Source organism: Flavobacterium tyrosinilyticum (assembly GCF_023656565.1).
Taxonomy (GTDB): Bacteria; Bacteroidota; Bacteroidia; order Flavobacteriales; family Flavobacteriaceae; genus Flavobacterium; species Flavobacterium tyrosinilyticum.
In genome coordinates, this window is the sequence record NZ_JAMOKG010000002.1 from 407,220 (window position 1) to 430,225 (window position 23,006).

15 protein-coding genes are annotated in these 23,006 nt (G+C 34.7%); 5 read left to right on the plus strand and 10 right to left on the minus strand.

Features of this window, described 5'->3' with window-relative positions; genetic code table 11:
- Positions 1-56: 56 nt before the first annotated feature.
- The 3 genes from NCC77_RS09530 to NCC77_RS09540 all read right to left on the minus strand — a co-directional run bounded on the left by NCC77_RS09530 (position 57) and on the right by NCC77_RS09540 (position 1,813).
- Complete coding sequence (locus NCC77_RS09530) at positions 57-440, minus strand: RidA family protein (protein WP_095929905.1); 384 nt, start codon at positions 438-440, stop codon at positions 57-59.
- A 150-nt stretch (positions 441-590) separates the two neighbouring features.
- Entirely contained in the window at positions 591-896 is a 306-nt protein-coding gene (locus NCC77_RS09535; RefSeq protein WP_250835359.1) for a chaperone modulator CbpM, read from the minus strand.
- Positions 893-1,813, minus strand: coding sequence for a DnaJ C-terminal domain-containing protein (locus NCC77_RS09540; RefSeq protein WP_250835360.1), 921 nt, complete (start codon positions 1,811-1,813; stop codon positions 893-895). Before NCC77_RS09540 ends, NCC77_RS09535 begins: the two co-directional genes overlap by 4 nt.
- Positions 1,814-2,106: 293 nt before the next feature.
- Between NCC77_RS09540 and NCC77_RS09545 the strand changes: the two genes are divergently transcribed.
- Positions 2,107-2,820: a hypothetical protein gene (locus NCC77_RS09545; protein WP_250835361.1), complete on the plus strand. Its 714-nt coding sequence runs from the start codon at positions 2,107-2,109 to the stop codon at positions 2,818-2,820.
- Between the two features lie 130 nt (positions 2,821-2,950).
- Here NCC77_RS09545 and NCC77_RS09550 read toward each other — a convergent pair whose 3' ends face one another.
- Positions 2,951-3,478 carry a hypothetical protein gene (locus NCC77_RS09550; RefSeq protein WP_250835362.1) on the minus strand — a complete coding sequence of 176 codons (528 nt, stop codon included), beginning with the start codon at positions 3,476-3,478 and terminating at the stop codon, positions 2,951-2,953.
- A gap of 217 nt (positions 3,479-3,695) precedes the next feature.
- On the opposite strand from NCC77_RS09550, the gene guaA reads away from it, so the two are divergent.
- The 4 genes from guaA (at position 3,696) to NCC77_RS09570 (ending at position 9,773) form a co-directional block, all read left to right on the plus strand.
- Positions 3,696-5,225, plus strand: a complete 1,530-nt coding sequence (gene guaA, locus NCC77_RS09555) for a glutamine-hydrolyzing GMP synthase (RefSeq protein WP_012024443.1) — start codon at positions 3,696-3,698, stop codon at positions 5,223-5,225.
- A gap of 63 nt (positions 5,226-5,288) precedes the next feature.
- Positions 5,289-7,202: a lytic transglycosylase gene (locus NCC77_RS09560; protein ID WP_250835363.1), complete on the plus strand. Its 1,914-nt coding sequence runs from the start codon at positions 5,289-5,291 to the stop codon at positions 7,200-7,202.
- 94 nt (positions 7,203-7,296) lie between these two features.
- Positions 7,297-9,372 carry a LysM peptidoglycan-binding domain-containing protein gene (locus NCC77_RS09565; protein ID WP_250835364.1) on the plus strand — a complete coding sequence of 692 codons (2,076 nt, stop codon included), beginning with the start codon at positions 7,297-7,299 and terminating at the stop codon, positions 9,370-9,372.
- The gene (locus tag NCC77_RS09570) at positions 9,372-9,773 is read left to right on the plus strand and encodes an OsmC family protein (protein ID WP_250835365.1); all 402 of its coding nucleotides are present in this window, start codon (positions 9,372-9,374) and stop codon (positions 9,771-9,773) included. Before NCC77_RS09565 ends, NCC77_RS09570 begins: the two co-directional genes overlap by 1 nt.
- A 519-nt stretch (positions 9,774-10,292) precedes the next feature.
- Here NCC77_RS09570 and NCC77_RS09575 read toward each other — a convergent pair.
- From NCC77_RS09575 to NCC77_RS09600, 6 genes are all read right to left on the minus strand, one after another.
- Positions 10,293-11,672 carry a Gfo/Idh/MocA family protein gene (locus NCC77_RS09575; RefSeq protein WP_250835366.1) on the minus strand — a complete coding sequence of 460 codons (1,380 nt, stop codon included), beginning with the start codon at positions 11,670-11,672 and terminating at the stop codon, positions 10,293-10,295.
- Positions 11,673-11,974: 302 nt separating this feature from the next.
- Entirely contained in the window at positions 11,975-14,158 is a 2,184-nt protein-coding gene (locus NCC77_RS09580) for a M1 family metallopeptidase (RefSeq protein ID WP_250835367.1), read from the minus strand.
- A gap of 22 nt (positions 14,159-14,180) precedes the next feature.
- Positions 14,181-17,276, minus strand: a complete 3,096-nt coding sequence (locus tag NCC77_RS09585) for a DUF5107 domain-containing protein (protein ID WP_250835368.1) — start codon at positions 17,274-17,276, stop codon at positions 14,181-14,183.
- Between the two features lie 114 nt (positions 17,277-17,390).
- Positions 17,391-20,393 (minus strand): glycoside hydrolase domain-containing protein, encoded by a 3,003-nt coding sequence (locus tag NCC77_RS09590; RefSeq protein WP_250835369.1) that lies wholly within the window; start codon positions 20,391-20,393, stop codon positions 17,391-17,393.
- A gap of 32 nt (positions 20,394-20,425) precedes the next feature.
- Entirely contained in the window at positions 20,426-21,427 is a 1,002-nt protein-coding gene (locus NCC77_RS09595) for a c-type cytochrome (RefSeq protein ID WP_250835370.1), read from the minus strand.
- Positions 21,428-21,539: 112 nt separating this feature from the next.
- Positions 21,540-22,946, minus strand: a complete 1,407-nt coding sequence (locus NCC77_RS09600) for an aryl-sulfate sulfotransferase (RefSeq protein ID WP_250835371.1) — start codon at positions 22,944-22,946, stop codon at positions 21,540-21,542.
- Positions 22,947-23,006: the final 60 nt, after the last annotated feature.

Sequence of the window (23,006 nt, forward strand, 5' to 3'; positions counted from 1 at the left end):
TAAATAATTGAATTCTTTTAAATAAATATAATTCGTGAATTCGTGGCTATAAAAAATTACTGAACAACAGCAGTAAATTCTATTTCAACCAAATATTCTGGAGCAACCAGTTTACTGATTTCATAAAATCCGGTTGTTGGTTTTATATCTTTAAAGAAAGCAGAATGTGCTCTCGCCACTTCTTCAAAAGTAGAAACATTGGTAGTAAAAATTCTAGTTCTAATAACATCTTTCATCCCCACATTTAAATCTTCTAAAACTTTTTCAACTCGTTCCAAAATATTATAGGTTTGAGCATAAGCGTCATCAGCTTTTACTTTTTCGCCGTCAACAATGGCTACAGTTCCAGAAACTTCCACAATATTGCCAATTCTTACGGCACGGCAATATCCCATTTTGTCTTCCCAAGGCGATCCAGTTAAGATGTTTTCTCTTTTCATTTTTTTAGTTTTTTGCGAATTTGGCTGTACGTTTTAAAAGCAAATTCAGGTTAATTAAAGATGTTGCAATTTAAGAATTATGGTTCTGAAAGGAATTAAAAAAAGCTTGAAATCAATTCAGAAATTCAAGCTTTTTTGTGATATTAATTGTTATTCAGTTTCTCTTTCTTCGTAAAGGCGAAGCTTATTTTGTATCGTATTTAAATTTTGCTGTAAGGCTTCAATTTTATTTAATAAATGTGCAATGGCGTCAATTCCTTCTAGATTTATTTTGAGATCATAATGCATTCGAATCATTTTTTCAACCGTTGGCAGCTGTTCTTGTTCCAGAAACTCGTCATTTTCCTCATTAATAATGTGAATAAGGCCATAATTATTAAGTTCAGTGATAAAAGTGTTTTCAATTTCGTGATACATACAAAACTGTTTGATCTGGATTAAATTTTTACTTTTCATGACTTTCTTAGTTTTGCTAATTCTTCAAATAATTCTTTCTCTTTATCCGACAGTTTTGTTGGGAGTTTAATGGTATAAGTAATGTATAAATCACCAAACTGATTTTCTTTTTTGTAAACAGGAAAACCTTTTCCTTTCAATTTTACCTTTGTTCCAGGCTGCGTTTCTGGTGGGACTTTAATTTTTACTTTTCCATCAAAAGTATTGATATATGTTTCTCCGCCTAAAATAGCCGTGTAAAGATCGATTGGCGCCTCGGCGTACAAATTATTTCCTTCACGTTTAAAATCTGAATTATTTGAAATTATAAAGGTGATGTATAAATCGCCGTTTGGTCCGCCGTTTACACCTGGTCCGCCATGATTAGGAATTTTTATAATTTGTCCGTTTTCTACACCGGCAGGAATCGTAATTCTAATATTTTTTCCGTTTACTGACAAGTTTCGTTTATGTGTTTTGTAAGCTTCAGCTAGGTCTAATACCAGTTCGGCATTAAAATCCTGGCCTCTATATTTAGATTGAGATCTGCTTCTTCCTCCGCCATACATCGAATTAAAAAAATCGGAAAAGTCGCTTCCAGAAAAGTCTCCGCCTTCAAAACCAGAGAAATCGCCTTCAGAATATTGATAACCGCCTTGCTGCCTGCTTTGCTGCTGATTCGGGTCGTAACCTGCTTTTTCAAACTCTTCAGCATGTTTCCAGTCTTTTCCGTATTTATCGTATTTTTTTCGATTTTCTGGATTGCTTAAAACCTCGTTTGCTTCATTTATTTCTTTAAATTTTTTCTCGGCTTCTTTATCATTCGGATTCAAATCTGGATGATATTTTCTGGCCAGTTTTCTATAGGCCTTTTTAATGTCTGCCTCGGTAGCAGATTTTGTAACATCTAGTACTTTATAATAATCGATATAATCCATTTTGCTAAGATTTATAAATGGTAAATAAAGTCTTCAAGGTAAGAATAAGTTGTTAATAATCAAAATGCTGTATGCTTTTGTAAAGTCAGTTTTTGGAATTTGTAAATTATAAAATTGAAATTTATTTTTTAAGAAATAAAAAATCTTGGCAGGTTTTTTGATTCCAAAAATTAGCTTAATTTAATGTTATAAAACTCCTAAAGTTGTAGCACCTAACTAAATTATACTATTTTTGTGATGCTAGACTTTTGGTTTGTATTAATTATAAAAGGCGATTCGATAATATTTTTTCAATGAAGCACATTTTATTTTTCATATTATTTTTTACTGCGATGTCTGTATCGGCTCAAATTGAGTCTAATACTAAATTCAAAGCAATTCCAGGGGGAAAGTTTACTGCGAAGCCCAAAAAGACTCCGATTCCTGAAGTCAAAGATCCGCAGGCAGATTTTAATGATATGCCAGCAATTAAAACGCCAAATGTTTTTGAAAATACTACTATAACTCCAAAATCAAAATTTCAGATTGGAGAAGAAAAAAGCAAATTTACCATGTCTACTGAAACCGATTTTGCTAATCCTGGTGACCGATATGTAGCAAAAATGGAAAAAGATTTGGATAAAAGCTTAAAAGATGCTGGTTTACGAGAAGGACGCGGCGTGTTGGTAAAGAGGAATATTTCGTTGGGTGATTTTAAAACGAAATCAGAATATTTTATAGTGAAGTTTCGAGATTTTGGAGCAATTGATGGCGATTTAGTAAAAGTATCTTGCAATGAAGTTGTGGTAAGAGACCGAATTTTGCTAGATTCCAATTTCCAGCAAGTAAAAATCAATCTTGGACAAGGTTTTAATAAATTAGATTTTGAAGCTCTAAATATAGGAACGCTTGGAGGAAACACAGCAGAAATACAGGTTTACGACGATAAAGGCAATCTAGTTACCAATGATTACTGGGATAATCTTGCCGCAGGTTTTAAAGCTTCGATAGTGGTGACGAAAGAGTAAAGCGCTTTCAGCGCTAGAAGATACAAAGTGACAAAGGTTCAAAGTAACAAAGTTTTTACACTTCGTTTCTTTGAACCTTTGTTACTCTCTCACTTTGTTACTCTGTCACTTTGTTACTTTGTTACTTTGATCAAAATGGATCCGCAGTAACCTTAAACTTCATTTCTGCTTTTACGGTCACATCTTTTGTTAAGGTTTCTTTCAATGTTACTTTCGTTCTGATTTTGTAACTGTCTGCTTTTATATATTCATCTAATCTTTTATCAGTACAAATCAAATCGATCGTGTTGCTTGATACATTGATATTATCAGCATACGCTAATTCAATTTCTTCTGAGTTAGCCGTAGAAATATATAGATGTACAGATTTTAAAAAGGTAAATGTTTTATCCGAAGGATCTGTAATCGATAATTTCAGCGATCTGATTTTTACATCTTTCACCAAATTTGCTTTTGTTTTATTGTTTTCAAACTCAGCAGAAGAATTGGTCGTAACCTCTGGCGTAATAATCTCTGAAGGCAGATTAATTGGAGAAGTGCTTTGAATTTTAATCGAAGCATTGTTCGAAATAGTAAAAGTTAGCAAATCATCAACAGTGTTGCAAGAGCTAAAAAAGATCGATAAGAAAGCTGTCAGGGCAATAATTTTTGATTTCATGGTTAAATTAAATTGGGTTTTTCGTTATGTACGAAATAATTGGGTTTTTGGATTTGCAAAGATACTGAGTTGCTAAGGTTCTAAGTTTTTTGTTTTTTGAGTTAGAAAAAAGCTCAGAATCTTAGTAACTAAGTATCTTAGAATCTACAGTGAAAAAAAAATATTTTTTTTCACTGCTCCGATTTTTCAATTTCGAATATAAAAAGTATTTTTGCGCATGCAACACAACGTACTTATTTTAGATTTCGGATCGCAATATACTCAGCTTATTGCGCGTAGAGTTCGCGAATTAAATATATTCTGCGAAATTTTTCCTTACAATCACATTCCAAGTGATTTATCAAGTTATAAAGCCGTAATTTTAGGAGGAAGCCCTTTCTCTGTTAGAGGAGAAGATGCGCCACATCCTGATTTATCACAAATTAGAGGTAAAATGCCTTTGCTTGCTGTTTGTTACGGAGCTCAATATTTGGCTCATTTCAGCGGCGGTGAAGTAGCTGCTTCCAATACAAGAGAATACGGTAGAGCAAACTTGTCTTATATTAAAGAAGGTGAAACTTTCTTTGAAGGAGTTTCAGAAAACAGCCAGGTTTGGATGAGTCATAGCGATAGTATCAAAGCGCTTCCAACAAATGCTGTAAAATTAGCAAGCACGCATGACGTAGAATACGCAGCTTACAAAATTGAAGGCGAAACTACTTATGCTATTCAATACCATCCAGAGGTTTACCATTCAACAGATGGGAAAAAAATGCTGGAAAATTTCTTAGTTAAAATTGCTGAAGTTCCTCAAAACTTTACTCCAAATGCTTTCGTTGACGAAATGGTAGCAGAACTAAAAGAGAAATTAGGAAACGATAAAGTGGTTCTTGGTTTATCTGGAGGAGTAGATTCTACTGTAGCGGCAGTTTTATTAAACAAAGCAATCGGGCAAAATTTATACTGTATCTTCGTTAACAACGGACTTTTACGTAAAAACGAATTCCAAAATGTATTAGATCAATACAAAGGAATGGGATTAAATGTAAAAGGTGTAGATGCTGGAGATCGTTTCCTTGGCGAATTAGCCGGAATCAGCGATCCTGAAACAAAACGTAAAACAATCGGTCGTGTATTTATCGAAGTTTTTGATGATGAATCGCACTTATTAGAAGACGTAAAATGGTTGGCGCAAGGAACTATTTATCCAGACGTTATCGAATCTGTTTCGGTAAAAGGACCATCTGCAACAATTAAATCGCACCATAATGTTGGTGGATTGCCAGATTATATGAAATTAAAAATTGTAGAACCACTTAGAATGCTTTTCAAAGACGAAGTAAGACGAGTAGGAGCTACTTTAGGAATAGATCCAGAATTATTAGGAAGACACCCTTTCCCAGGACCTGGATTATCAATCAGAATTTTAGGAGATATTACGCCAGAGAAAGTACAGATCTTACAAGATGTTGATTCTGTATTTATCGAAGGATTAAAATCTTGGGGATTATACGATAAAGTTTGGCAGGCTGGAGCAATTTTGCTTCCTGTAAACAGTGTTGGTGTTATGGGTGATGAGCGTACTTACGAAAAAGTAGTAGCGCTTAGAGCTGTAGAATCAACAGATGGTATGACTGCTGACTGGGTTCATTTGCCTTACGATTTCTTGATGAAAGTGTCAAACGACATTATCAATAAAGTAAAAGGCGTGAATCGTGTAGTTTACGATATTAGTTCAAAACCACCTGCAACAATTGAGTGGGAATAGTAGCATAATTTAAAATTAAGGTCTTACATTTGTAAGGCCTTAATTTTTTATAACCTACTACTTATGAGAGAACTTTTAACAATTTCTCTTGTGTTTGTTTTGTATTTTAACAAAATAACTGCACAAGATGCAATAATTGAACACAGAATTCAAAAAGGAGAAACCGCTTTTTTCATTGCCCAAAAATACAAGGTTTCTGTAGACGAGATTTACAAACTCAACCCCGAATCGCAAAACGGAATCAAGGATAATCAGATTATAAAGATTCCAGTTCATTCCTTAGAAAATGCAACTTCAAAGCAACAAACCCATATTGTTGCACCCAAAGAAACATTGTTTGGTTTGTCAAAACAATATCATATTTCGGTTGAAGCCATTCAGAATGCCAATTCAGAAATTCTGGCCAACGGACTCCAAATAGGTCAAGAATTAATAATTCCTCAAAATTTAGATAGTGCAACTAAATCAGAAGCTGGTGTTTCTTCAAAAACGACGCATCAGGTTGTGGCTAAAGAATCTTTATTCAGCATTGCGAGACAATACAATGTTTCGGTTCAAGATTTAGAAAATTTGAATAAAGACATTTTGATTAATGGATTGCAAATTGGTCAAACGATTTCAATTCCGAACAAAAGAAAAACGTTGGACGGGAGAGTTCGCGTAATTAATCAAGAAACCATTTTTCATGTTGTAGAGCCAAAAGAAACCAAGTTTTCGATTGCTAAGAAATACGGAATTTCAATTGATCAATTAGAATCTCAAAATCCTGAAATCGTAAACGGATTAGTTGTTGGAAACAAATTAGCCATTAATACTGCAGCCATAAAACCATCAAACGAAAGTGAAGAATTGATGTTGGCTTTGGCCGAAAAACAAGTTGTGGTTGAAAAAACAAAAGCTAAAACAGTTGAAATTGAGGATTTAAAAGACCGTCTTGTGGTTCAGAAAGAGATGAATCAGAAAATTATAAAAATTAATGATCTGAAAGTGAATCTGAACGATATGAATGGTTCTAAAGAAAACTCGGTCGAAAAATTACGTTTGGTTTTAGAAGCGAATAAAAATGTTCAAGATATTTTAATGGCCAAATTAGATTCGCTTGTCACTTCAATGAATAATGATTTGAAAGAGTTAAAGCGAATGGATATTCTCAATGTTGAAGAATCTAAAAGACTAGAAAGACAATCTTCTGAAGGAATCAATAAAACGAATGAATTATCGTTTCAATTGAAAAAAGAATTGGCTGAAAATAGAAAAGCCTACGCTGGTTTGATGAATAAAGTAGAGAAAATAGCAGTTGAGGAAAATCAGGAATACAAGAAGAAAATCCGCGAAAGCGAGAAAAAATCCAATACAGAACCTTTACAGCAGCGTTTGTCTTTAGAAGAAATTAAACGTTATAAAATCGAGCAGGAAAAAGGAGATGAAAAAAATCAGCTTTTAATTGCTAAAATAGATTCTTTGGACACTCAGAAAAAAATTGAAGTAAAAAGACACATCAGTAAAGCTTCTTATTACAGTATGGAAGCTCGAAAATTTGATGATAAATTGGCTTTGATCAAATTGAAAAAATATCAGGATGAAGCGGTTAAGAAACAGGAGAAAAAGGGTGCAGCTGAAAATTCAAAAACAATTTCATTGCAAGAAATGAAACAAGAATTGAAAGACAATCCGTTAAGACCTGACAAAACAGTAAAAGTTGAAGTTTATGATAATCTTAAAGAAGTTTCAAACGGGTATTACTTAGTTTTAGGTATATTTACAGACGCAGTTGACCGAGATAAGCTCATTATGAAACTCATTGATTCTGGCGAATTTAACGCTAGCTTCTTTTTCAACATTAACAGCCTTTCGTATTATGTTTACGCCAATAAGTTCGAAAACATGGAAGAAGTGCTTTATAAATGCAAGAAAAAAGAAGAAGATGAGTTATATAAAGAAATCATTATTGCTAAAGTAGAAATCGATTTAAGGTAATTTTTACAGCAATAAAGCAAACGGCGCGAATTTTGCTTTTAGTAAAATTGTAACTTATTTTAGAATTAGAAATTAAATTGTTTTAAGCCTTATTATGAAATATTATTTAACAGTATTGTCTCTCGTATTTTTTATGACTTCCAGCGCATTTTCGCAAGAAAAAGTGGTGAAGTATAAAGTATCGAGCGGTGAGACGATTAATCAGATTGCACAAAAATTTAAGGTAACGCCTTATGATATCTATCAGCTCAATCCAGATGCAAGAACGGGATTGGTGCCAAATTCTGTGCTGTTGATTCCGACAAAAACAGGAGAAGCAAAAAAAGAAGTTTCTGAAACCAAAACTGTAGTGGCTTCAGGAAAGGAGATTATCCATGAAGTGCAGCCAAAGGAAACTTTTTATAGTATCGAGAAAAAATACGGAATTTCAGATGAAGCTTTAAAAGCTGCAAATCCGTTTTTGGAAAAAACAGGTGTTCAAATCGGACAAAAATTGGTTATTCCAGCAAAAGGATCTGCTCCAAAAGCAGCGGCAGCAAAACCTGCTAAAGAAAAAGGTGCTGAAAAATATGTTTATCATGATGTTCAGCCAAAAGAAACAAAATTTGGTATTGCAAAACAGTATAATATTACGGTTGACGAATTGGAAAAACGCAATCCAGATATTGTGAACAGCTTGCCAGTTGGTTATAGATTAACGATAAAAGGAACAGCTCCAAAAACAGAATCTGCTCCAGTAGAAACGGCAAAAGCTGTAGAAAGTAAAAAGCCTGCTGAAACTTCTAAAAAAGCAGTGACTTATATGGAATATCAGGTTAAACCAAAGGAAACTTTTTATAGTTTAGGAAGAGTTTTTCATTTGTCGCAAGAAGAATTAGTGGCATTGAATCCGTCACTTTCTGAAGGTGTAAAAGAAGGAATGGTTTTGAAAGTTCCAACAGGATATGTGGCTCCAGCACCAATTGTTGCTGCACAAGTGCCAGATAAACCTGCTGATTCTTCAGTATACAAACCAGTTGAAAATACGGGCGGTGGAATTAAAATTATCGATAAAGTAAAATCGACTGAAAATGAAAACGTAGAAATTGTTGAATTGACCAAAAAGAAAGGGCTTAACGAGCGTAAGAAAGTAGTTTTATTGCTTCCTTTTAATTTGGCTAAAGTACAAAGCGATACTTCTGGAACAGCTAACAGAATTAAAAATGACAAGTTCTTAAACATGACTTTAGATTTTTATGCTGGAGCTATGATGGCGATTGATTCTGCAAAAACATTAAAACTTCCAATTGATGTTGCTATTTACGATTCGCAGGAAACTAAAACAACTTCTAATGTTGTAGGTTTAACTCCGAAGCTTCAAGATGCAGATGCTGTAATTGGGCCATTTTACCAAAGCAACGCAGAAACGACAGCAAACATGCTGCGTTCGTATGATGTTCCGGTAATTTCTCCTTTATCAAAAGATAGCGCCAATCCGATTGACAATTTATACCAAACCATACCTTCAAATGACGTGATTAGAAATTCGGTTTTTGATTATATGCGTTCTAAAAACGGGAATATTGTAGCGGTAGTAGATAAGAAAAAGGAATCGGTTATTAATTACATCAGACAAAACCAAAAAGGAGTTGCATTTGCAACTTTAACAGAAACTGGTGGTTTGGATGTGGCTAATTTAAAAAGCTTGTTGATGCCAAATCGAATGAATTATGTTGTGATGGAAACCGGTAATACAGCGATGGTTAAAGCTACGATTAAAGCATTGCTTGATTCTCAGAAAACATGTCAGGTTCAATTGGTGATTTTAGAGCCAAATAGCACATTGGATACAGATGAAATTAGTTTTGAAAATTTGATTAAATTGAAATTAATGTATCCTTCTGTTACGCGCGAAAGCGATGAACAACCAGTTTTAATTTATGAAAAACAATTTCGTTTGAAAAACAAAGCAAATCCAACAACTTATGCAACTAGAGGATTTGATGTAACGTTTGACACGATGATGCGTTTATCTCAAGGAAAAACATTTCAAGAAACAGCTGATTTAATGACGACTCAGCAAGTAGACAATAAATTTCAATATTATAGAAAAGAAGATGGCGGACACGCTAATAAAGGTGTTTACATCTTATATTATGATAGTGACTTAACTTTAAAAGTAGCAAATTAATGACATCAAAAGTAACCTATTTAGGAGATTTAAGAACAAGTTCAATTCATGTGCAATCAGGAAGCGAAATCATTTCTGACGCACCAGTAGATAATAACGGAAAAGGAGAAGCATTTTCTCCAACAGATACTGTAGCAAACGCATTAGCAAGCTGCATGATGACAATTATGGGAATCAAAGCCCGTGATTTGGAAGTAGATTTTGTTGGTTCTACAGCTGAAGTAACTAAGATTATGAATGCTGAACCAAGAAGAATTGGAGCAATCGAAATTGTATTTCAAATGAAAAGTAATGCTGATGAAAAAAGCAAAACGATTTTAGAGCGTGCTGCAATGACTTGTCCGGTTTTTCTAAGTTTAAGCAGTGAAATCGAAAAAAGAATTAGTTTCAACTGGAATTAATTTTTATTCAAATAAAATTAAGAAAGGAGGTGTCTCAAAAAGACAGCTCCTTTTTTTTGTAGGCTTCGAAGAAGCGAATTATTTATAGTAAAAAATAAATGTATACAATATGAAGAGCTCCAGAGATAAGCTTCGGAGAAGCGTAATATTTATAGCAAAGAATATACATATACAATGAAAAGCTCCGGAGGAGCGACATATCTTTTCACAATTTAAGATATGTCGCTCCTCCGGAGCTTTTTCATGAACGTGATTGAAATACTATAAATATTTGACCCCGCTGGGGTTTTGCAATATGTTTTTATAAATGTTCGTCCATTTAAAAAAGATCTCAGAAGAAGAGCTCTTTTTACAAGCTTCAGAGAAGCGAAATATTTATAGCAAAGAATATAAGTTTAAAATGTAAAGCTCCAGAGGAGCGACATATTTTTTACAATCTCAATTTTATGAACGGTCTAAAACAGACAAGAGAGCAACATCTACTTTGCCCTCTTGTCCCTCTTTAACTAACCAATATATTTATTCTGAAAACTCTAATTTTTTAAGTTTATTCCAGCCTCCACGCGTAAAATCTGGAATTTCAACGGGAGCAGAATTATGGTCTAATGAAATTTCGGTTAGTGGGCCAAGGCAAGACCATTCGGCTAAATCGTACACGTCCATATCCAACGGAAGTCCCTTTTGCAGACAGTGAATTAAACGATAATCCATTATAAAATCCATTCCGCCGTGACCGCCTACTTTTTTGGCTTGTTCTTCGATTCCTTTTGCAATTGGATGTTTGTATTTTTCCATTAATGCTTTTTTCACTTCTTCAGGAACAAAAGAGTGCGCGCTTAACTTTTCGTGATTTGGTTTTACATCGTCGCTTAATTCTTTTCCGTCTAAAGCATAACCTTCCAAAGGATATTTATTAGCAAATCCTTTTGTCCCGCTCAATTGATACATTCTGCTGTACGGGCGAGGAGAAGTAACATCATGCTGAATTTGGATCGTTTTTCCGTTTTCGGTACGAATCATCGTCATGGTATGATCACCATTTCTAAAATCTTTAATTTCCTGTCCCGATTTTTCTTTAATGTAAGCAGGATTTCCCACGGCTTTTGTATCCATAGAAACCAAGAAATTCATTTTGTCACCGCGATGAATGTTTAGTGCCTGACAAGCCGGCCCCATCCCGTGTGTCGCATAAACATCGCCGCGGTGTTTGATATTGTAATCCATTCTCCAATTGTTCCAATATTCTCCCCAAAACGGCTGTAAACCGTGAATATAAGAACCTTCAGCATGAAGAATTTCTCCAAAAAGGCCTTGCTGAGCCATGTTTAATGTTGTTAATTCGAAGAAATCATAAACGCAGTTTTCCAATTGCATACAATGTTTTCTTGTTTTTTCTGAAGTATCAATAAGTTCCCAGATTTCTTTCATGGTTAAAGCGCCTGGAACTTCTATTGCAACGTGTTTTCCATCTTTCATGGCTTGAACTCCGATAGAAGCATGATGAAGCCAGTCTGTTGCTATATAAATTAAATCTACGTTTGGCAAAGCCGTAACTTTTCTCCAAGCATTTTCATCACCATAGAATTCCTGTGCTTTTGGAAATCTGGCTTTCGTTAAAATCTCATTTGACTTTGAAGTGTTTTCTTGAGTCATGTCGCACAAGGCTACAATTTCTACACCCGGAATATGTGTCATACGTTCAACGGCGCCAGGACCGCGCATTCCAAGTCCGATAAAAGCAACACGAACGGTCGGAATCGGATCTGCTGCCATTCTCAATACATCTTGCTGTCCTTTTGCACGCGCAGGAGTTTTGGTCTTAATCATTTGTGCGGTTGAAATTGTCCATCCGAACAAAAGAAAAAGGATTATTAGAGGTTTAAAAAAGGTAGTTTTCATAAGTTGGTAATTTGGTGTTCAAAAAATGCTTTTAGGGCATTTATTTTAATTAGTTGGATGTGATTTTTAACACATAGAAACATAGTCATTGCAAACTAAAAAAAGGCGTTTCACTAATTTTAATGCACATAGAGCTATGTGTTAAAGCTTGCTTTTTCTCTAATCTTAAATAGAAGCAACAAAAATCTATGTTTCTATGTGTTAAATTGAATCTTTTATAGCTGGTAATTCTAAAAATAACCTCTCTAATGAACCAAATTAGAGAGGTTTTCAAAAACAAAACAATCCAAGGACTTTTATAATTATTTTTGACTACTAAATCTTTTCATTAATGGCGTTACATGTTTTTGGGTATCGTCATCTAGTGAAGCCAATGCCTTATCTGCTTCGGCTGGTGCATATTTTGTTAATCCTGCTAATCCTGCAGCAATTACGTTGTATGATTGTTCTTTAATGCTTTCTTCCATTAACGTTTTATAAGAAGTATCTCCAGTAGAAGCCAATTTTACAATAGCATTTGCTCTGGCAATGGTCTTTTTGTCGTTTTTGGCAATGTCAAGCAGTGATTTTAAAACCTGATCTTTGGTTTGTTTTTCATTTAAATCAATTGCTTTGATGCTCAACACTCTTAAATCTTCTTGAGGATCTTTTAAACCTTCCAGTAAAATAAGCTGTGACTCTTGACTTCTGTCTTTTGAAGCAAATTTTATAGCTTCAATTCGGTTATAATATGATGGCGCATTTTTATACTGAAAAAGATAATCAGCAGCCGTTTTTTTATCGATATTAACTTCTCCAACTAAGATTTTATCTGGATCTAAATCAATAAATTCAGGTTTTGAAGGAAGATCAAAACTGAAGCTTTGTTGTTTTTTATTGATTAAAATATCCTTTCTGATTTTAGTTCCGTTTATGTAAAAATCAACTTTTAAAGGCAGTGTAAAGGTTTGCACGGCACTATCCTGAGATTGACTTATTGTAATGGTAACTTTTCCGTTAGCGTATTTGTAAGTCACATCCAGAATCGGACTTCCAGCATTATAATACCACTGATCAAAATAAGGCAGCCAGTCTTTTCCAGTCACTTCTTCCATCGATAAACGCAACTGATGCGGTTCGCCAGATTTATAAGCGTTTGTTGTTAAATAATGATTTAAACCTTTAAAAAAAGCTTCGTCACCCATTTGGTTTTTCATGGCATACAAAATAATCGAACCTTTAGAATAGCTGATATTGTCAAACATATCGTCTGCATTTCTGTAATGAAAACGAGCTAAAATAGGACTGTCACCATTTTTTTGAGAACGTAAATAATTCTGTAATTTTTCATAACGAGATCTGTCTTCACCATCTTGTCCGGCATCATGCCCGTGCCAAAGCACTTCTCCAAAAGTGGCAAACGATTCATTCATGGTTAAGTTCGACCACGATTCAGCTGTTACATAATCCCCAAACCATTGGTGAAAAAGTTCGTGAGCAATGGTACTTTCTTGATTATCATCTAATAATTCTCGTTCTGTTTTCTGAACATATTCACCATGAACGGTTGCTGAAGTATTTTCCATCGCGCCTCCAAAATAATCTTTCACCACAATTTGTGCATATTTTGCCCAAGGATATTCTACACCAAGCATTTTGCTGTAAAAATTCATCATATCTGGCGTTTTGTAAAAAATCTGTTTGGCATATGGCGCATATTTTGGCTCTAAATAATAGCTGACTTCTTTACCATTATAAGAATCTTTATAGATTTTAAAATCACCAACGGCCATCATAAATAAATAAGGCGCATTTGGCTGTTCCATCTTCCAGATATCAGTTCTTGTCCCGTCTTTATTTACTTTTTTCGAGGTTAATTTACCGTTTGAAAGCGTTGTATATTTTGCCTCGACAGTCATCGCAATTTCAGAAGTTGTTTTCTGATTTGGTTTATCGATTGTCGGGAACCAGCAAGAAGAAGCTTCCGTTTCACCTTGAGTCCATATTTGTGTTGGTTTATCACCTTTTCCGTCAGGATTGATAAAGTACAATCCGTTTGAGTTGGTAATTGACTCGCCCGCTTTACTTTTCAGTTCTGCTGGTTTTGCAGTGTAATTAATGAAAATCGTATACTTTTCGGTTCTTTTGTATTTTCTGTTTAAAGCGATTGAAAGCTCTTCGTTATCGTATTTGTATTGCAACGGAATGCTTTTTTTGCCATCAATAATAGCAATTTCTTTAAAATCCATTCCTTTTGCATCTAGCTTAAGCGAATCGGTTTCATAGAAATGCGGTTTTAAGGTAATCCATTCTTTTCCGTATAAATAACGTTTTCCGTAATCGAAAGAAACTTCCAATTTGGTATGAATTAAATCATGCGTTTTTAGAGGAGTACTGCGATAAATAGATAATTCATCTTCTTTTTCTGTTTTGTTTTGCGCCTCTATTTTTGGAGCCATAAAAAGGACAAGACCCAAAAAAGTATATTTAAAAAAATGGTTTTTCATTTTTATTGTTTTAGAAAGTTCTTTACAATTTTTCGATAATTCTAACTTCACCGTCTTTTTCATCTTCACTCAAAATATTCGATTGTTTTTTGGTGTAAGACAATAAAGTCCACTGTACTATTTTGTTTGCGGGATATAAATTGGCCTGATTTTTAATCCATTTTTCGGCCTCTTGTGAAGAAGACGTTTTTTCTATTGCCCAAGCCGAAACCAATTGATTTGCCGGAAGGAAATTCATAACCGTATTATCAATCACAGGACGGAAAGCGACAATTTTGTCCAAAGATTTAGAAGCCATTTCTTTGTTTCCTAAATTGGTATAACATTCATAATCCAGCCAATTTTCTAGTCTTTCATCAATATTTTCGTCATACGGTTTTCCAACGCCTAAATTCTCTGGAAACAGTTTGGCATCGGCAATAAATTGTAATGCTTTTTTGTACTGCTTGTTTTTGATTTCTGCTAAAGCCTGCATCAATTTAGCTTCGTGATACAATTGTCTTCCTGCGGTTGCGCCTTCAAACGGAAGGATTTGCAATTTGGTCAAGAACGAATCGGCTTCGCGGTATTTTTTATTTAGCAATAAAGTTTTAGCGTAAAGCATTCCAATCAAATAATTGTCTTGATGTTTTTTATAAAAAGACTCCGCCGTTGTAAGCGCTTTATCAAATTGTTTTTGAGCGATATAATGTTCTGCAAGCATTTTATGGTATCTCCAGCCTTGCGGATCCAATTTTATTGCCTGTTGTAGACTTGCCAATACTATTGAAGCATCATCTTTAAATAACGAAGCTTTTGCGCCATAAAAAGCAGGATCATTTGGTTTTGAACCGCATTCTGAAAACAATCTTTTAGCTTCTGAAATGCTGTTACGATTCCATTCAATTAAACCTAAATGATATTTCAATTGGTATTGATCATTTGTTTTAATTAATGATTTCAAAATTTCTGCGGTTTCATTTCTAAAAGGAAAACTCGTTCCTGGTTTGATTTTGCTTACATCAACTGGTTTGTTTTCTAAAAAGGCTTTCCAATATATAATTTCAGCACTTGGTTCAGCGATAGAAAATACTTTTAAAGCTTCTTCTTTTCGGCTTATATTGTTGTACCAGATTCCTAACTCAAGAAAAGTCTGTTCTGGCATTTCGTTTTGAATGGCGGCAGTAAAAGCATTTTTAGAATCGTTTGAATTATTCGAAAGGTATTTTTCAAAATCAGCAAAATGATTCAGGGGATCCAGTTTTGTAATCGTTTTTAAAACCGAATTTGCTTTATCTGAATTATTCTGTAGACGATATAAAACCGCTACAACCTGTAAACCTTCTATATTGTATTGATTGAATATCAAGCTTTTTTCAGCATATTCAATCGCTTTTGAAAGATCGTTTTCGGCCAAATAAATTTTGCTTAAAGCGGTATAAGCTGGACTGCGGAATTCGACACTTGCGGCCGCAATGTCAAAACCATCTTTTGCATCGGTATTATTTCCTAAATGGAAGTTTGCCAAAGCATAAAAATAATTACCCGCAGGATCATAAGTGTCTATTGATAAAGCTTTGCTTGCTGTATTTACAGCCGCTTTGTAATCTAATTTTCTGATTTGTAAAGATGCCAAAGCAGAAAGGGCAGGAGCGTAGTTTGGATCTAGTTTCAAACAGGCATTCAATTTATCTTCAGCCAGAACATAATCTTTGAAACTGATGTAGTTTTTTCCTTGCTGATACAATCCGTAAACTGAATTGTGATCAAAATCTTTAGGTATTTCTACAGGACGATTGATGTTTCCGTCTTCTGGAGCAGAATTCCAAACCAATTTATTACCGCCCAAAACAAATTTCAATTTATTAGAATCAACTTTTACCTGAATGGAATCTTTAAAAGTTTGCATCGTATTTAGTGCAATATCTTTAGAATATACTTTTTTATCGTCTTCAAAAACTTCAATTTTTTCATTTAATTTTTGAAGCGGAGAAAAATAGATTTTCAGCCAGCCGTTTTCGTTTTTAATGTTGACTGAGCCATAATTATTGGCTTTTACAAAACCTTTTGTCTGTTTTACAGGAAACCAATATTCGGTCCAAGTATCCGTTTGATATGGTGCGAATGAACGTTGTTTGAAAGGTGTAAGATTACTGCCTTCGCTCGCCTGATTAAACAATCTTCCGCTTTGCACTTCTACATATTGTCCGTCAGTATCGGTTAATAATTTTTCCCAAATCATTCCTTGTTGAGACAATCCCCAAATCCAGATTTTTTTACCCGGTTTATCGTCGTGATTGCCGTATCTTCCTATTCCGAAATCTTCGTCATGATAGTATCCGCCAAAGAAATCATCGTATTTCCCAAATACGTGATACGATTTGTAACCTCCAAAATTATTGTTTTTATAGAAAGATAAATCTTTGCCGTTTTCCTTATCTATTGGCCACGAATGGTAATCTCCGTTATGTCCAATATAAGTTTGTCCCGGATAAATAAACTGCAGATTTTCGGCCGCTTTAATTCCTGTATTCATCCAAGTGTAATAAGGCTGTTCAAATTCGGTTGTGTTACACCAAAACGAATTTGTGGTAAAATAGGCTTTGTCTTTCGGCAGATTGATATCTAATTTCCAAGAAGTTCTAGTTAATAAATCTAAAACTCCAATTACACAGCTAATGCTTCCGTCTTCTCGGTTTATGATTTTATAATCGACAGGAGTGGCGCAGTTTGGCGTGTGTCCAATAATTCCGTAATTGCCTTCAACACCGCCGCTTGTCCACGGTCCGCGCATGGCAATGTCTCTAAATTTTACCACATGATTATTGTAAACAATATCTTTTCCTGTAGATTTTTCTATAGCCGACCAAACTTTTCCGCCAATTTCTGGCAGAATCATCAATTTGATATAATCGTTTTCAATTTCGATTACTTTCCATTCTTTCTGAACGGGTTTATCGGTAAAACCATCAAAACGGAAATACGGATAAAACTTGGTATCTGGTTTCGGAATCGGATCAGGATCTGAAAACGGATATGTTGTAAATATTTTTTTGTATTCTTTTATAGTGGGTTTGTTTTGTGCTGAGACAAAGAGGCTTCCAAGGAGTAAAAAGGATAATAATGGTTTAAATTTCATGATGGAGAGCTAGTTTTTTGTGGTTGTTTTTTTGCCACAGATTACACAGATTAAAATGATTTTTTTTAATCTGTGTTAATCTGTGTAATCTGTGGCATTAAATTTTAGTTGTATTTACTTCACAATCAATAACCAGCCTTTTCCTTTAGAAACTGGTATTTCGTCTTTTGTTGTGAACGTTTTTGCAGACTGGAAATTGGTAACTTCTGGAGCCGTAATAGTCGCTTTTGCAGGATTGATTCCTAGTTTTTTCCAGTCAATATTCAATTTCACATTTACATCAGCATCTGCCCAGCTTGCGATTGAAATTAAAGCTGTTCCGTTCTTTTTATAAACTGTTGCTAGAACCTTGTCATTGTTTGTTTTTACAGGACAGTTTTCGCTCCAATATCCAATCATTTCAGAACCTTTAATTCCGAAAGAATCCCAAACTTTCCAGATATTTCTCGGATCTGCACCATCGCTCCAAGGCAATCTGTTAGTCATTCCGTAAACCATTCCTCTCCAAGGATTTCCTCCATCCTGAAGCATTTCTCCCATTAATCCAAACGGAATTCCGCTTACCTCAGTCAAGAAAAAGTCAGGTTGATTTTTTTCGTAATCAAAATATTCTCCAAACCATAATTTATTGATGTACGGAAAGTGCTCCATGTATAAGTTGGCACTGTTATTAAATCCGTCGCTTTTATTGTATTGATTTGCACTATGTAAATCGATAATTCCAGGGTGGCCATCTTTGGTTAAAACTCTTTTGATACGTTTCATTGTGATTCTGTCGAAAGCAACGTCGTCTAGATAAATTCCGTCAATACCAACATTTTGAGTCAGCCAATTCATTCCTTCCACATAATAATTGTGCCAACGGTTCATACCGCTATTTACGATTGCCGCATCTTTAATTTCAGGAACAAACCAAGCAGCGATATAATCGTCGCCAACATGTTCTTGCAACCAAGAGAATCCGCCACCTTTTCCTGGTGAATAGATTTCGTGACCTAAACTTCTAAGAGCGAAAGTCTCATAAGCTTTGTTAGAAACCTCTCTAACCGTGTTGTAGATTTTTACTTTTAATCCTTTTTCATGCGCTTCATCGATATACGTTTTCATCTTTTTAAATTCGATAAAAGGATAATTGATATACGGATTGATTGCATTTGCGTGGTGAATATTAATCACCGTTGCGCCAGTTTTAGCAATAGAATCGATTGGACTGTATTTGTGGTAAAACTTTGTATCCCATTGAAAATCGGCATTAATGGTGTGGAATGGCGTAATTAATAAGTTGAAGTTATAATACAAAACATCGCCTTTTTTCATTGTTCTAGCTCCGCTGTACGCATTTACTAGAACCGATTTTTGGTTTGGTGTAATCGTAATTCCTCCTTTGTTTTCGTTACCCCAAGAAGTTGGCAATAACAAAGGTTTTTGCAAATAGAAATTCGTGTTTAACGGACGGCTGTATTTTTCGTCTCTCAAAGAAAACTGCAATCCAGAGTTTACAGCACCAATCCAAGCGCCGTCTTGGTTTTTATGCGCAACATCCCATTTCCAGTCGAAAGTTGCAGGACGATCGCCACCTTTTTGACCTAATCCCATCATGTATTTTGCAGATGTTGGCTGCATTGGCATTTGGAAATTAATGTCATTAAAGGAAACATCTTCAAGAGCTGTAACTTTCACGATATAATGTACGAAACCATCAAATTCAACAGAAGCATTTACATCCATTTGAACCGATTTTGAAGTTGAAGTGCTTTCCCAAGAAACTGTTCCAGCTTCTTTTTTGGTGAATTTTACACCGCTGTTTTTCCATTGCGCCTCTTTTCCAGATGCATCAACAAAATGAAAATCGATTGGAGAACTTAAAATATCATTTGCTTTTGTAGTTACAGAAGTCATTTCAGGAGTAAAGAAAGTCTGGATTTGGGCAGGAAATCCGTTTGGCGCTACAATTAGTTTTCTTCCTAATAATGAAATTTCAGAATTGTTTACGGTTAATGGAGTATAAGGAGCAATAACTGTATTTTCTTGCGCTAAAGTTGAGTTTAACCATTTTAGACGCGTCATTTTTTCAGGACTGTCGATACCTCCGTTTTTTGTTACTTGGTTAGAAACTGTAATTTGAAGGTTGATTTCTTTTGATTTTCCATCAGCAGTTACAGTTGCTTTTCCGTTGTAAGTTCCAGCAGCTGCAGTTTGCGGAACATCGATACCGCACCACATTGCTTGAATTTTTCCTTTTGAAACAGAAACAGTATTGGTGAAAGGATTGCCGTCATATTTCGTTCCGTCCGTGTTGATACAGCTGATATCTTTCGCTTCAATTGTTGCGCCAGTTGTGCTTACTAAATTGGTAAAAGTTACTTTTATATTTTTTAAATCTTCAAGAGCATAAACGCCTAATTGAAAAGCTAAATATTCACCTTTCATTGCCGTATCAGAAAAGCTGTTTTGAACGCCTTTCTGAATCCATCTTTGTGGTAAATCTGATTTTAATTTGATAGAATGTTCTCTATCTTCTGGGAAAACCAAGAAAGAATTTCCGCTGTTTTTTGCCACAAGAGCAGAAGTTTCAGATGCTGTTGCAATTACTTCCATCGGATAAAAACTATTGAAAGCATTTACGCTCTGAATTTCTGTTACAGCCGCATTGTCTTTTAAGTTTGCTTTTACATTAGAAAGCCATTTTGCATCGGCTTTGTTTTCTGGCTTCTGATAAATTCCTTTAGGATAATTAGCAGTTCCTTCATCAACATAAGGCATATAATAAACGTAGTATGTTCCTTTTCCTGAAATTGGTTCAAAGAAGATAGTTCCGTTTTCTCTATTGATATTTTCGGTTTTTATGTTCTGAATTTCTTTTCCAGACGCATCCTGAACGATAATTTTTTTAAGTTCTGGATTTGTGTCTCTTCTTCGCCATTCGATGGTTGTTTTAGCAACATTTCCTGAACCGGAAAAAGCAACTACAGCGCGGTGATTTCCTAATTGATTCGGATTCCAGCTGTCATTTCCGTCTGAATATTTTATTTGTGCAGTTAGAGGAATGCTGATCGTGATAAAACACATTATCAATATTCTGCTTAAAAGCGTTGTGTTGTTTAGGTTTAGTTTCATTGTATAATCAGGTTAAATAGTATATTTTGAGTTTAGTAAACGGCTTTCCATCCTTGTTTTTTCCAGTAGGCAATAATGGGTTTGTAAGGCCCATATTTATGCTGTTCTTCAGAGAAATTATCGTTAAACGGACTGTGTGCATAATCGATTGGTTTGCCCATTTTGTTTGGATAATCAAATGTTTTTGGGTTTGGTCTTGAATGTTGGGAATCGTCATTTACATAAGCAGCAATATCAAGCGCTTGTTTATCTGTAAGATAGGGTTTTCCAAGCAGTACTTTATCATAAGGCATATTGCTTTTTAACCATTGCGCCTGTTTGATTACGCGGTGCATACTTGAACCTGGCTGATAACCGTATTGTCCCCAAAGAGGAGGGTAGGTGTAACCCGATTTGTCAGCATTGTAAACTCCCTCACCATTATTTCCGTGGCATCTTGCGCAGTTTTCAGCAAATAAAACTTTTCCTCTTTCTGGACTTGCAGCCACATCGGGAAATTCTATTTCCAAATTTTTAGCTCCTTTAAAATTACCATCTTTTGGCACAAATTTGCTGATCCATTTAAAATAAGATAAAAAGGCTACCATTTCTTTACTGTCCAACGGAAGCGGTTTTCCAGAATGCGGGCGCATAATGCAGTTATTAACTCTTTCTGCTAGTGTAAGCACCTTGTTTTCGCGCCCGCGATATTGTGGATAATTATCGTGTGAAGACATCAAATTGAATGCATGAGGCTTTGTTCCCGCATCTTGATGACAGTTGGTGCAGTTCATTTTATTGCCTAAATATTGTCCGTTTTTTCCGTTTGGTCCAATGTAATAAGCCGTTTTCATCATTAATTCTCTTCCGTAACGAACCGATTCTCCAAATTGATCATCAGGAATTTTAGAAGTATCAATTGTAATATAACCTTCGTCTTCTTCTCCTTCTTCGGTTGTTTTTGAAGCCAAAGTTTGAGAATTGGTTTTGGTGCAGGAATTGAAAACAGCCATTGATAATGCTGAAAAAAGTCCGATAAGAAATGTTTTTTTCATGGGTACTATTTTTAATCTTATTTATTTTCCTGCAAGGTTTTGCAAACCTTGTAGGTATTCGTTTTGTATTCAAACCTACAAGATTTTAAAAACCTTGCAGGAGTGTCACTTTCTAATTTAGAAGAAAAGGTTTCAGTTTTTCTTCAGGAATAAAGATGGTTCTGTATGGCGGAATTTCAGATTCTAAAGCCCATAACAGAACTCCTTTTTTATTTGTTAAAACGGTAATGTGTCTTTTTGAACAACAAACTAAAAAGAGGTCTTTATTGATCATATAAGCACTTCCCATTCTATCGTTGTATATATCTTTTGGTAATTTGATATGAAAATCAAGTTTTACATCATTATTTTTTTCGTCCACTTTTAAGGCAAAAACCGAAGATTGTTTGATATCGACACCATTATCAAAAAACAGTAAACTGCCTTCTTGATCGATATGTGCGGCATGCGCTTGAGAGAAATTAGCATCTGGAGCCATTTTCATTGTGCCGCCTTTTCCTAATTTCCAGATTACTTTTCCTGTTTTAGAATTGACTTTCCAAATCTGACCGTTATTATAGAATGAGATTAAAAAGTTTCCATCTATATCGTAACTCAAACTGTTGGCATGTGTCCAATCCTTTTTAGTTTTTAGTAAATCTTTATCTTTAAACGGATCTAAATCATCAAAAACACTCCATTTCCAAAGCTGTTTCCCTTTTTTATTTAAGATTATAATTCCGTCTCCGTTGATGGTATCTTGTTTTTTTCCTCCGATAGAAGTTAAATCAATTATTTTTTGCTCGACAGTTAAAGCGACAATTTCGTCAGCCGATTTTTTGATGATTTCGTGATGAAGAACCTGCTTCAAATCGCCTTGCCCTTTTTTGATGTGGGTTAAAGTATCGCCTTGAAGATTAATTTCTAGGATTTCACTTCCATAACTTGTTGGTTCATCATTTGTTCCCAAAATGGAAAGAATCGTTTGTTCTTTTGTAAAATGCGTAACTTTAAATCCAGTTCCTTCAAGCGTATGATACCATCTTAAATTTCCTTTGTAATCTACAATATAGGCCGTTCCTGGAGTTTCTCTTTTGGCTAAAAGCAGAAAACCTTTTTTGAAATTTTCTGGTAGTAATTCTGGTTTCGGGCAATTGGCTTTAAATTGTTTTTGTAGCCATTCTGGAAGTTTTCTAGATTTGAAAGTATAAACTTTACTGGTTTGTTTATTACCGTTTTGAACCGTTATTAATTGAAAACTATAATTGGTTTCAGGAGTTATGTTGCAAAGTACCAGCGAATGTTTAAGACCTGATTTTGAAATAGGAGAGGTGATTTTACTTTGAGTTCCCTTTTTGTCCGACCAATATTCTGCATATACCTGTGCTTGGTCATTCGTAGTAACATCGATCTGAATTTTCAATTCGTTGTTGCCATGAGTGCCAATATTGATATTGGAGATAATTTGGTTGTTAGAGCAACTTGCCAATGCAAGCAGAACTAAAATAAAACTTCCTTTTTGTATTAATTTTTTGATCATCTGAAAAGCTTCTTTTGTGAAACAGAAAAGTACTTTTATTGTTATAAAAATTCAAGAACA